Annotated in this window: 9 protein-coding genes; 5 read left to right on the top strand and 4 right to left on the bottom strand. The window is 67.4% G+C overall.

Going from position 1 to position 12534, the window contains the following annotated elements; translation table 11 throughout:
- Nucleotides 1-6: 6 nt before the first annotated feature.
- Entirely contained in the window at nucleotides 7-711 is a 705-nt protein-coding gene (locus N1027_RS19585; RefSeq protein ID WP_259510678.1) for a YoaK family protein, read from the top strand.
- Here the strand turns inward: N1027_RS19585 and N1027_RS19580 are convergent.
- Nucleotides 644-2044, bottom strand: a complete 1401-nt coding sequence (locus N1027_RS19580; protein ID WP_259510676.1) for a DHA2 family efflux MFS transporter permease subunit — start codon at nucleotides 2042-2044, stop codon at nucleotides 644-646. The two genes, N1027_RS19585 and N1027_RS19580, sit on opposite strands and share 68 nt — an antisense overlap.
- 3 nt (nucleotides 2045-2047) lie before the next feature.
- Nucleotides 2048-3280, bottom strand: a complete 1233-nt coding sequence (locus N1027_RS19575) for an MFS transporter (protein WP_259510674.1) — start codon at nucleotides 3278-3280, stop codon at nucleotides 2048-2050.
- A 118-nt stretch (nucleotides 3281-3398) separates the two neighbouring features.
- Between N1027_RS19575 and N1027_RS20210 the strand changes: the two genes are divergently transcribed.
- From N1027_RS20210 to N1027_RS19555, 4 genes are all read left to right on the top strand, one after another.
- Entirely contained in the window at nucleotides 3399-6131 is a 2733-nt protein-coding gene (locus tag N1027_RS20210) for an AAA family ATPase (protein WP_259510671.1), read from the top strand.
- A gap of 89 nt (nucleotides 6132-6220) precedes the next feature.
- Entirely contained in the window at nucleotides 6221-8980 is a 2760-nt protein-coding gene (locus N1027_RS19565) for an AAA family ATPase (RefSeq protein ID WP_259510669.1), read from the top strand.
- Between the two features lie 4 nt (nucleotides 8981-8984).
- Complete coding sequence (locus N1027_RS19560) at nucleotides 8985-9752, top strand: aquaporin (RefSeq protein WP_259510663.1); 768 nt, start codon at nucleotides 8985-8987, stop codon at nucleotides 9750-9752.
- Between the two features lie 16 nt (nucleotides 9753-9768).
- Nucleotides 9769-10179 carry a DUF488 domain-containing protein gene (locus N1027_RS19555; protein ID WP_259510662.1) on the top strand — a complete coding sequence of 137 codons (411 nt, stop codon included), beginning with the start codon at nucleotides 9769-9771 and terminating at the stop codon, nucleotides 10177-10179.
- Here N1027_RS19555 and nicT read toward each other — a convergent pair.
- The gene (nicT, locus tag N1027_RS19550) at nucleotides 10142-11215 is read right to left on the bottom strand and encodes a Nickel transporter NicT (protein ID WP_259510660.1); all 1074 of its coding nucleotides are present in this window, start codon (nucleotides 11213-11215) and stop codon (nucleotides 10142-10144) included. The genes N1027_RS19555 and nicT overlap by 38 nt on opposite strands.
- A gap of 14 nt (nucleotides 11216-11229) precedes the next feature.
- Complete coding sequence (locus N1027_RS19545) at nucleotides 11230-12255, bottom strand: DUF4331 family protein (protein WP_259510658.1); 1026 nt, start codon at nucleotides 12253-12255, stop codon at nucleotides 11230-11232.
- Nucleotides 12256-12534 lie beyond the last annotated feature (279 nt).

The raw sequence follows: 12534 nt of genomic DNA, 5'->3' as shown, positions 1-12534 counted from the left end.
ATCGCGATGACTGACACGCACACGACGCCGGGTGTGGGAACGAGTGTCTCGCCATCGCGGTGGCTCGCCATCGGAGCGGTGGTGCTCTCCTTTGCTGCCGGCGCCACCGACGCCTTTGCGTTCCTCCTGCTCGGTGGCGTCTTCACGGCGAACATGACCGGCAACCTGGTGCTCGCCGGGCTCACCGAGCGGGCGAACTATTCGGCCATGGTCGTGGGCGTCGCCGTCGCGATCGCCGCCTTCGTCGTGGGCCTCTTCGTATCGTTCGGCATAGCACGGGCGGGCGCGCGCATCCGTCGCCTCATCATCGTGCTGGCCTCGGGGACCGTGGCCCAGGCCGCGGTGCTGGCCGGCTGGCTCCTCGTTCCGGCACCCGGCCAGATGAGCTCGCAATGGCCCCTCATCGCCCTGTCGGCGTTCGCCATGGCCGCGCAGACCGCGGTCTCGCGCCGTGCTGAGGCACGCTCGGGGGTCAGCACCACCTACGTCACCGGAACACTCACGAGCCTCGTCGCCGATTTCAGCGATCACAGAGCTCAGGCCTGGGTCACTCGGGTGACCGTGATCCTCGCGCTGGTTCTGGGGGCACTGTGCGGCTCGTTAGCCATCGGCGTCTCGCCCACCCTGGGCGCCGCGCTCCCGATCATCCCCGCGCTGGTCGGGATGATCGCGCTGGGGATCGGCGCGAGGGCCACGACCTCGCCACGATGACGATCCCCAGCCCGCAGGCGGCGATGATGACCCAGACGATCCAGGCACGGGCGTCGAAGGCCGCGACCATCGAGTCGCCCGGGCTGGCCGCGATGATGGTGCCGGTGATCGCGACCCCGAGTGCCGAGCCGACCTGCTTGGAGGTCGAGATCAAACTGGCAGCCACCCCGGCTTGATCGTCGGGGAGTTCGGAGACGGCGGTGTCGTTGACCGGTGCATTGAGCATTCCGTATCCGACTCCGAAGATCGCGTAGGGGAGTGTCAACCAGAGCACCGGTTCGGTCGGCGTGACCGCGATCAGGATCAGTGACGCCGACGCCATGCAGGCGCCGGCGATGAGGAAGGGGCGACGCGCTCCGACCGCAGACAGGAGCCGTCCCGACAAGGGCGCCGCAATCACGGTCGCCGCAGCCAAGGGAAGCGTCAGCACCCCGGCGAGAGACGCTGAAAGGTCGCGCACGCTCTGGAGGTAGAGCGTGTTCACGAAGAGGAGGCCGTTGAACGCGAGAAAGCCGAGGATGGCGATGACGAAGGCTCCGGCGAACGATCGCTGCGTGAAGAGCGAAAGTGGAACGAGTGGCTCGGGATGACGGCTCTCGTAGCGGAGAAGCGCGGTGAACGAGACCGCGGCAACGAGGCCGCCGCCGATGATCCATGGCGACAGTACGGCGAAGCGTGGTGCTTCGATGATGGCGAAGATCAGCGAGATGAGGAACACGACGACGAGGAGTTGACCGATCGGATCGAGGGCGCGCGGATGCGAGGCCCTCGATTCCCGGATGACGAGCAGGGTCAGCACGATGGCCGCCGCGCCGGTGGGGACGTTGATCCAGAAGATCGACCGCCACCCCACCGAGTCGATCAGCACACCGCCGATCAGCGGTCCCGCTGCGATTCCGACGCCGCTCACGGCGGCCCAGATGCCGATGGCCCTGGCGCGCTCGCGTGGCAGCACGAAGATGTTCGTGACGATGGCGAGGGCCACGGGAGTCATGGCCGATCCGCCCACGGCCTGGAACATGCGGAAGACGATGAGCCAGGTGTCGGTCGGGGCCAGGCTGCAGAGGAGGGATCCCGTGGTGAAGATCGTGAGTCCCACGGCGAACACCCGTTTGCGGCCGAAGCGGTCGGCGAGGGATCCCGACAACAGGAGCAGGGCGGCGAGCACCAGCAGGTAGGCGTCAACGGTCCACTGCAGGGTCGAGACGGTCGAGTTCAATTCGCGTGCGATCGACGGCAGCGCGACGTTGACGATGGTGCCGTCGAGCGAGACCAGGAACAAGCTGCTGCAGCAGATCGCGAGCACCGCGTACTTTCGGCGGATCGACGACATGGGTCACCTCTCCTGCAGAGGCTCGTCGGTGCGAGCGGCTTCTGGGCGGCGGGTGAGGAATGCGCCGACCGCGACCGCGAGAGCACAGGCGAACGCTCCAACCACCAGGGCAAGACGCGGGTCGATGCCGCCGACCCAGCCGATGACCGTGGCTCCGATCGGAGTCGTTCCGAGGAACGCCGTCGACCACAGCGCCGTGACGCGACCACGGTAGGACGGTGACGAGGCGAGCTGGATCGTGCTGTTCCCGGTGGTGAGGAACGTGATGCTCGCCATCCCGACGACCACCAGCAGGGCGATCGCGATCCACAACGTCGAGGCGAACGCGGTGGCCAGGAGCGAGACCGCGTAGAGGGAGGCTGAGCTCAGTATCCGACGTCGACCGGTGCGGGGCCGGAGGGCGCAATACAGGCCCCCGATGACGGAGCCCGAGCCGAAGGCGACGATCAGCCAGGGAGCAGTGAACCCCGGCCCGAAATCAGCTCGAGCGAAGAGGGGGAGACTGACTTCGAATTCATAGGTGAAGGTGCCGATGAGCGCCATCATCGCCAGAGGCGCCAACACCAAGGGAAGCCCTCGCGCATACCGGAATCCGGCGATGAGCTGCCCCTTCTCCGGGGCGACGCGGTGCGAGGGCTGCAGGTCGCGAGTGCGCAGACTGAGCAGTGCCGCCAGCACGAAGGCGAAGCTGACCGCGTTCACGAAGAAGCACGACGCGATTCCGATGCTCGACACGAGCGCGGCGGCCACGATGGGGCCTACCGCCCGGCCGACGTTGACGAAGGTGGAGTTCAGCGTCACCGCATCGTGGATGAGGTCCTGACCGACCATCTCCGGGATGAACGCCTGCCGGGCCGGATTGTCGAGGGCGGTGAAGCATCCGAAACTGAACGCGATCACGAAGAGCATCCAGATCTCGATCAGATCGGTCGCGACCAGCGTTCCTGTGACGAGCGACAGACCGGCCAGTGACGACGCGGTCACGATGAGCAGTCGTCGTTTGTCCGATCGGTCGACGATAAGGCCGGCATAAGGGCTGAACAGCAGCACGGGAAGGTAGCGCGCAGCAGTGACGAGGCCGAGCGCAAGGCCCGATCCGGTGAGCTGCAGCACGAGAAGGGCCTGCGCCACGGTCTCGGTCCAGGAACCGATGAGGCTGAGCGATTGACCGGCGACGAAGCGCCGGAAGTTGACCACGGCGAACGCCGCGAAGGGGCTCGGGCGTTGCTCCTTCATCCCGCCTCCGTTCTGCACGTTCATCCTCGTCGGGCGCTGCCGACCCCGGCTTCGGTCGGATGACTCAAAATGAGAAACCCGATGGCACAAGGGGCGACGCGGGAACTAGCCTGAGGAGGTGCTTGATCGGCAGTTCGAGCGGACCCGGCTCGACGACCTCCTTCACCGCGTGCGCGAGGGTCAGAGTTCGACACTGCTCCTCGCCGGTGGACCCGGTGTCGGCAAGACCGAGTTGCTCCGGTATCTCACCGCGCAGGCCGGTGCTCTGCAGATCCTTCAGGTCACCGGCATCCAGTCTGAGGTGGAACTCGCCTACTCGGCCCTGCATCAGCTCTGCCGACCCCTCATGAGATCGATGCCGGCGTTGCCCGACCCGCAACGCGAGGCCCTCGAGACGACCTTCGGCATCCGTGCAGGCGCGACTCCGGACAGGCTCCTGGTCGGACTCGCCACCCTGAGTCTGCTGGCCGAGGCAGCGGCATCCGGACCACTCGTCTGCGTGATCGACGACGCACAGTGGTTGGACGCGAACTCGGCCCAGGTGCTCGGCTTCGTGGCCAGGCGGCTGGAGGCGGAGGGCGTGGGCATGGTCTTCGCGGTCCGCACCGACAGCGAGCTCCGCGGGTTCGACGGCGTACCACGGATCGACGTCGGAGGTCTGCCGATGACGGAGGCCCGCCGGCTTCTCTCGTCGCTGGCCATGGTTCCGATCGATCCCCGCGCGCTGGAGCGGATCCTCGACGAGGCCGAGGGCAATCCACTCGTTCTCATCGAGACGGCTCGCGCCTTCAGCCCCGCCGAGATCGCGACGGGAATCATCCTCTCCTCCAGGCCCGCGCGTCCCAGCGAGCTCGAAGCGCATTTTTCGCGACGCTTGCACGCCCTCCCGAGCGACACGCAACAGTTCCTTCTTCTCTCCGCCGCCGAGCCTTTCGCCGACGCCCAGACGATCACGGCCGCGGCATCCGGCCTCGGGCTGTCGCCGGCCGTCATCGCCCCGGCTGTCGCGGCGGAGTTGTGCGAGGTGGGCAGCACGGTGCGCTTCCGACACCCGCTCATCCGTTCGGCGGTCTATCGGAATGCCTCAGAGGATGCGCTGAGGACGGCTCACGCCGCACTCGCCGCCGTCGATGCGGGGGGCGCGGACACCGTGTCGAGCGCGTGGCACCGGGCGCTCTCGGTCGACGGTCCCGACGAGGACGCCGCCCGCGGCCTCGCAGCGGCCGCCGATCGGCTGCTGCTGCGCGGCGGACCCGGGGCTTCCGCCGAGCTGCTGCGGCAAGCCCTGAAGATCACCGCCGACGAGGAGTGCACTCAGGAATGGCTTGTGCGCATCGTTCAGCGAGAGATGCTGGCCGGACACTTCGACAACGCTTCGCGCGACGCCACCGCGCTGGGACTTCGCGAGTTGAGCCCGCGCGTGCGCGCGGAGGCGAAACTCGCCGAAGCGAGGATCGAGTTCGCGCGCTCCCGTGGCGGGATCGCCGTTCCACTGCTGCTCGATGCGGCAGCACAATTGGCCGATACCGAGCCGCAGGCTGCGCAGGAGGCCTTTCTCGAGGCCATGTCCGGTGCGCTCTTCGGCGGCAGGCTCGCGCGCGTCGGCACCCTCGGACAGGTCGCTGCACAGTGGCGAGCAGCAGGGCTCCCGAAGGGGGCGCGGCCCGCTGACGAGCTTCTCGGCGCCCTGTCGTCCGTCGTCATCGACGGCGGATCGCCCGCGTGGGAGTCGCTCCATGCTGCACTGAGCACGTTCCGCAGTGCCGCCGAGCACAGCGCCAAGCCCGTTCCGTGGCTCTGGCTGGCCTGCGTCGCTGCCGCAGCGGCCTGGGACCTCGAGTCATGGGATGCGTTGTCGCTGCGTCATGTCGAGATCAGTCGCCACGCCGGTGACTACAGCGAGTTGCCGATCGCGCTCAGCTCGCGGGCGCTCGTGCACCTCTTCGCCGGCGACCTGGATGCGGCCGCCGACACGGTGCGGGAGATGGCGACCATCACCTCGGCGACCGGTGGCGACGTCAGCCCCTACGGCGCCATCGGCCTCGCTGCGATGAAGGGCGACGACGCGACGTTGCACCAGTTGATCGAAGGCACGATCCCGACCGCGGAACAGCGGGCAGAAGCCACCGGCGTGGCCATCGCCTGCTGGGGCGCCGCGCTCCTCGACAACAGCAGGGGGCGCTACGACTCCGCGGCCGACTGGGCGAGACGCGCGGTGGCGCTGCACCACTCGCTGCACTCGACGACAGCATGGGCGCTGGTGGAGTGGGTCGAAGCTGCCGCTCGCTCGAAACGACAGCCGGAGGCGGAGGCCGCGCTCGCCGAGTTGGAAGCCGTCGCCGGTTCCAGCGGCACCGAATGGGTCAAGGGTGTGCTCGCCCGGTCGCGAGCGCTGGTCGCCGACCCGTCCGACGCCGAGCGCCACCACCTCGAGGCGATCCGGCGATTGCAGCAGAGTCCCTCCCGCTTCGATCACGCGCGGTCGTGTCTGCTTTACGGGGAGTGGCTCCGGCGGCAGAAGCGGCTCCCCGAGTCGCGCGCCCAACTCACCAAGGCACTGGAGATCTTCGACTCGATGGGGGCGGCCGCTTTCTCGGCTCGCGCATCCGGAGAGCTGAGTGCGGCGGGCGCCCTCAGCCGACGTTCGACGACGAGCGCCCCCTCGGTTCTGACGACTCAGGAGATGCAGATCGCGCGACTTGCGAGTCAGGGGTACACGAACGCCGAGATGGCTTCTCGGATGTTCTTGAGCTCGCGCACGGTCGAGCACCACCTGGCCAAGATCTTCGCCAAACTACAGATCAGCTCGCGACACGCGATCGAGGCGGCACTAGGAGGCCTCGTGGCGTGACCAGTACCGATACGGATAGCGAGACGGATTCGCCGGCCGGTGAACGAGCACATCCTGGGATCACCCTGACCCTCACGAAAGAAACGCTGATGGTGACGATTCCCGATTCCACGCTCGACCTCGTACCCGAACACCCCGCCGGTCGATCCGCCGGCCGCGAAGTACTCATCGGCCGCACCCGTGAACTGGCCGAAATGGCCCAGTTCTTCGGTGTCGCGGTTCAGAACGGCGGAGGTTTGCTTCTGAGCGGGGAGCGGGGCGTCGGAAAATCGACTCTCGTCGATGAGGCATCACGCCGGGCTGAAGAGACGTGGAGTGCGCAGGTCGTGCGCACCCGCGGCTTCGAGGCCGAAGCGGGTGTGAAGTTCGCGGCTTTGCATCAGCTGATGCTGCCGTTCGTCCACACCCTCGCGCAGGTGCCGGAGCCGTATCGGTCGATACTGGCCTCCACTCTCGGACTGGACGCCGGATGCACGCCCGGTCGCATCCGGCTCGCGACCGCATTGCTCGCCTGGTTCCGTCAACTGGCCGAGGTCGCACCCCTGATCGTCGTGGTCGACGACTGGCCGGGGGTCGATCGGGCGAGCCGGCGCATCCTGGGCATGGTCGCACGACGTCTCGACGCAACCCGCACGGCCATGGTGATCACCCGTCGCGCCGGCTCGACCACACCGTTGGACACCAGCCGGATGCGAGTGCTCGAGCTGTCGCCCCTGTCCGAGCAGGATTCCTTGAGCGTGCTCCAGCCCCTGCAGCTCGACTCGGCCGTTCGGCAGCGCATCGCGACGGTCGCCGCCGGCAATCCCCTCGCCTTGGCAGAGCTTCCCCGTGCCCTCAGCTCCGCCCAGAGAGCGGGGGTGCAACTCATTCCGGCGGCGATGCCGCTGACCGACCGCCTGCGGGACGTTTTCGCCGACCGTCTCGACAATCTCCCGGAATCGACTCGAGAGCTTCTTGTGCTGGCCGCTTTGAACGGCGTCGCGGACGTGCCGCTCGAGGTGCTGGTTCGCGATCGTGCTGACGATGTGAGGAGAGCCGAGGAGTCGGGTGCGGTGTGGGTGGATGTGAGAGAGCATTCGTTGCGATTCCGCCACCTCCTCACCCGGTGGGCGGTCATCGAACTCGCCTCGGCACCCCAGCGACGAGCCGCGCACGCGGTGCTCGCCGCTCTGTCGACCGGAGCCCATCAACGAATACTGCACCGGGCCGACGCTGCGCTCGACGTCGACGTCAGTACGGCCGATGCCCTCGTGGCAGTTGCTGGTGCGAGCCTGGATGGCGGCCACGTGGAGCGTGCGATCGCGGTTCTCAGCCGCGCTGCCGAACTGACCTCCGACCCGGACTTCGCGAGCCGGCGACTTTCGGAAGCGGCCTACCTCGCCGCACAGCTGTCGGGAGCCCCGGCCCGCGCCGAGTGGATTCTGGGGCGGGCCGAAGGGTTCGACCACAGCACCGTGGGAAGTCTCGAGGCGGTGACGGCGAGGGCATCCATCCTGGCGGCACGGGGAGTGGACATCGACGCCGCAGCAGATGTGCTCGTCAAGGCATTGGAGGTCTGTGCCGATGAATCCGATCCGCGCGCGGTCGAAGCCGCGGTGACGACGTTGTCGTTCATAAGCTCCCTCGCCGACGAAGGTGCGCGATGGCGGGTGCTGCACGAGGTGGTCCTGAGGCACGCCGCACGCCTCCCGCGGGCCCTCGTGATCGGCGCCACCACCCTTGGTGACCCCGCCCGGGCCACTCCGGCTCAGTTGCGTGAAATCGATTCGATGATCGAGAGGGCTGACTCCCGCGCAGACGTCGATCCCGTCCGGGCGATGCAGATCGTCGATGCGGCAGTTCGTGTCGACCGGCTTCCCCGCGACCTGGCGGAGCGCGTCGTGAAGCGTTCTCGGTCTGGAGGGGCCGCCGCCCTGGAAGCGGCCTGTCTCCTGCGTCTGGCTTCTGATGCCTTTCTCGACGGCAGATGGCAGGACTCGGAACGGCTCACGCAGGAAGGCCTCGACTTGTGCGACGACCGAGGGCTGGCGCTCCGCGACGCTGTTCGGAATCAGCAGCTGCTGCTTCGGGCTGTTCGTGGCGACCGTGCCGTGCTTGATCAGACGCGTTCGCTCCCGCGATCTCACGCCGCCGTCGTCGACGCGTTGCTCGCGATGGCCGAAGGGCGCCACCACGATGCCCTCGATGCGTTCGGAGTCGTCGGCGTGCCGGGCGAGTTCCCGCCCTTCGAGCCGGCCGCGGTCTGGACGGTGTTCGACGTGGTCGAAGCCTGTGCGCGATCCGGCCGGATGGCCGACGGGCGCCGGCACCTCGACGCTGCCCGCGACCTCGGGCTCCCCGCGATGTCGGCGCGGATGCGGTTCCTCTGCGATGCCGCGGGTGCCCTTCTCGAGTCCGACGATCGTTACATCCAGTCGTTCGAGCGGCTCCTGGAGACCAACCCGTCGCGGCGATGGCCTTTCCACCTGGCCAGAGTCGAGCTCGCCTACGGCGAACGCCTTCGGCACGACCGTGAGATCAGGCGCGCGCGCGAGCATCTGAACGACGCCAGGGAGCTTTTCTCCGCCCTCGACGCCCGCACCTGGGAGAATCGTGCGGCGGCCGAACTCCGCGCGACGGGTCAACGGCGAAACGTCGAGCCACACCTGCGGGTCGTGCTGACGCCGCAAGAAGAGGAAGTGGCCCTTCTGGCCGCATCCGGACTGACCAACAAGCAGATCGGCGAACGCCTCTTCCTCTCGGCTCGCACGGTGAGCGGTCATCTCTACCGCATCTTCCCCAAACTCGGCATCGCCACTCGTGCGGCACTCCGAGATGCCTTGAGCGAGCGTGAGCAGGAGCTGAGCTGAGCTGATGACGACACCGCAACCTGTGCCCGCGCCCACTCTCGGCAAGAAGCTCGTCGCCGAAGCCACCGGAACCTTCATCCTCGTCTTCGGCGTGGTCGGCACGGCGCTCCTCGCCGCCTCGTTCCACTCGGGAGACGGCGGCCTGAACGTCGGCTTTCTCGGCGTGGCCCTTGCCCTCGGACTCAGCGTGGTGGTGGCGGCCTTCGCCTTCGCTGCAACCTCCGGCGCACACTTCAATCCGGCTGTGACCCTCGGTCTGGCCATTGCCGGGCGATTCCACTGGAGGCACGCACCCGCCTACATGCTCGCCCAGGTCGTCGGTGGCATCGCCGCATCCTCGGTGCTCGCCGCGATCGCCGCCGGTGGTCCCGACGGATTCCTCGGGACCGCACGCAAGAGCGGATTCGCCTCGACCGGGTGGGGGGCGCTTTCGCCGGGCGGTTTCGATCTCGTCTCAGCGCTGCTGATCGAGATCGTCGCAACCGGCGTCTTCGTGGGGGTGATTCTCCGGGTCACCGCGGCCGACGGGGCCGGCGCGTTCGCACCGTTGGCGATCGGCTTGACCCTCACCCTCATCGCCCTCGTGGCCATTCCGGTGTCCAACGGTTCCTTCAACCCCGCCCGGTCCATCGCAACGGCCATCTGGGGCGGCGAGACCGCCCTGGCGCAGCTGTGGCTGTCCATCGTGGCACCGCTGGCGGGAGCGGCGCTCGCCGGCGCCCTGTTCCGCATCTTCTCTCCTGTCCTCACCCCGCAGCACTCGAACCACTGATGAAAGAAGGCCGAAGATGGATGCACACGATTCCACCGATTCACCCGCGGTGCCCACTCCGAACGGGGCGGTGCGCGTTCGTCGCATCTATGACGCGCCGTCGGACAGCGACGGCACTCGCGTGCTCGTCGATCGACTGTGGCCACGAGGGGTGAGCAAGGAGCGGGCAGCTCTGGCCGAATGGGCCAAAGATCTCTCGCCGTCGACCGAACTGCGGGAGTGGTACCAGCACATCCCGGAGCGGTTCGACGAATTCCGCTCGCGTTATCTCGCTGAACTCCGCCAGCCCCAGCAGGCTGCGGAACTGATGCATCTGCGCGAGCTCGCTGCCCAGGGAACGGTGACACTGCTCACGGCCACCAAGGAGCCTGAGATCAGCGAGGCCGCGGTCATCGCGGCTCTGCTCCGGGAACCCGAGCGCGGCTGACCCACCTCTGCTCGATGCGGCCGAAGCGCCACACCGATGCGGCCACCACCCAGGTCACGAGGAAGAGCCCGACAAGGATGAGGCCGACGGCGCTCAGGTCGATCGAACCGAGCCACGCCCAGACCCCGTCGTGCAGGCCGAGCTTCTCCGCGAGCAGGGAGGCGACCTGCACGGTGCCGATGACGACGGCGACGAGCACCGAGAGTGCAGTGATCGTCAGGTTGTAGTAGATCTTGCGCACCGGTCGCGAGAAGGCCCAACCGTATGCGAAGTTCATGAAGGAGCCGTCGAGGGTGTCGAGGAGTGTCATCCCGGCCGCGAACAGCACGGGGAGGCACAGAATCGCATACCAGGGGAGTCCGGATGCCGCCCCCGCGCCCGCGATCACCAGGAGAGCGATCTCGGTTGCCGTGTCGAATCCCAAGCCGAAGAGGAGCCCGACGGGGTACATGTGCCACGGTTTGCTCACGGGCCGCATGACTTTGCCGATGAACCGGTTCAGCACCCCTCGCTTGGCCAGTTGCAGCTCGAGCTCCTGCTCGTCGTACTGGCCCGAGCGCATCCGTCGGAAGATCTTGGCGATCGCGATGAAGGCGGCGATGTTGACGAACGCGATGATGTAGAGGAATGCTCCCGAAACCGAGCTGCCGATGAGTCCCGTCACGTCATGCAGGGCGGAGCCCTCGTCGGTCACCGAGCCGGCGATGCCGCGGATGCCCAGCGCGAGAAGGAACGCGAGCCCGAACACGATGGTGGAGTGGCCGAGCGAGAACCAGAAGCCGACCGACAGCGGTCGCTGGCCGTGCGTCATGAGCTTGCGGGTGGTGTTGTCGATCGCGGCGATGTGGTCGGCGTCGAAGGCGTGACGCATGCCGAGCGTGTAGGCCGTGAGCCCGATGCCGATGCCGAACGCCTGGCTGCCGACGCTGAGCTGCTGAGGCACGACGATGAGGACGAGGGTGCCCCACCCCACGACGTGCAGAAGGGCGATGAAGCCGATGATTCCTCCGAGGCGGAGGCGTTCTCGCTGGTTCATGGGTCTGCGGGGAGTCAGACGGCAGGCACGTAGGGGAAGGTCGCGCGCGGTTTCCGGGTCACGGATTCCTTGCCGACTCCGGTGGTGACGGGATGATTGGTGGCGATCGAGAACATGACGTCGGCGGCGTTGTCGGTCATCGTGCGGCCGTTCCACTCCAGGAAGTCGAAGGCGGCCGGGGTGCCGACCCGGTAATGGAGGATGTTGGGGAAGAACCGGTGCGCGACCCGCTCAGCATAGGCACGGGGATCCTGAGCCGTGCCGTACGCCTCGACGATGGCGGCGATCCGCTCGATCACCGCGTCGCTGTAGATCGAGTAGTCCTCCGACGGGATGCCGGCATTGAGTCTGTCCCCGAGGTCGTCGTCGTATTGCGCGAACAGGGGGTGGATCATCGGGAGGCCGATCCGGTTGATGGAGCGCCAACCGCCGGAGTCGGTGGCCAGGGTCGCCACCGCCCATACTCCGATCGTTCCATCAGCACTGGTGGAGACGAGGTCGGTGTCGGGGAGCTCGAGCACGATGCTGTAGACGGTGTGGCCGGCGAAGACGTTCTCGGCCTTCGACTCGTCCCAGGCGGAGAGATCGATCTTCGTGCCGTCATGAACGGCGTGGCCGGCCTGGTGGAGCAGATCCGGATCGATCCAGAACGGGTCGCCGGCCTTTCCCGCCCAGATCCGGCGCCCGGATGCCTGGGCCTCGCGACCGGTGACGCCTTCGGCGATCACGGCGCCTGGGGCATTCGGATCGACCGCCTTCGCGCCCGCGACTCGGTGCAGCTGGTAGGCCTGAGCGCCCTCGGAGTCCCGCTCGTCGAAGACGAAGCGGTAGGTCACGTCTTCCACGTCGTCGCCGTCGAGGTCGATCTTGAATTCGTACATCCCCTCCGGATGGAAGCCCGGTGTGGGGATGTCGCCCGCGAGCGAATGGCACACGTTGACCGCGAAGACCGTGCCGGACTCTCCAGGGAACACGTACAGATCCGTGGTGTCGAGGCGCACGTCCTGGCGCGCGATGGGCGAATCGAGGTGGTGGGACATGGCTGCACTTCTTTCTGCATGGCGAGTGGGGATGTGTGATCGAGGTTCGCAGTTCGGTCGGCAGCCCTCTTGAGTCGATTGACTCGCGACCCGGCGGATTGGGGTCGAATGACTCAATGTCTTCGATGGCTTGCTCAGCAGACTGGAGGGGCCACCCATCCACGAGAAGGAGAGAGTAATGGTTGAGATGAATGATCCGAGGCCGCATCATGAGTTGCCGGTTTTCGGGGATCCGGATCTGCCGCAGGAGGGGGAGGTGAACACGGTGGATGATCCGGG

This window comes from Herbiconiux aconitum (genome assembly GCF_024979235.1).
GTDB lineage: Bacteria > Actinomycetota > Actinomycetes > Actinomycetales > Microbacteriaceae > Herbiconiux > Herbiconiux aconitum.
The sequence above is the reverse complement of the archived record's forward strand: the minus strand, read 5'-3'. Positions and strand labels throughout refer to the sequence as shown.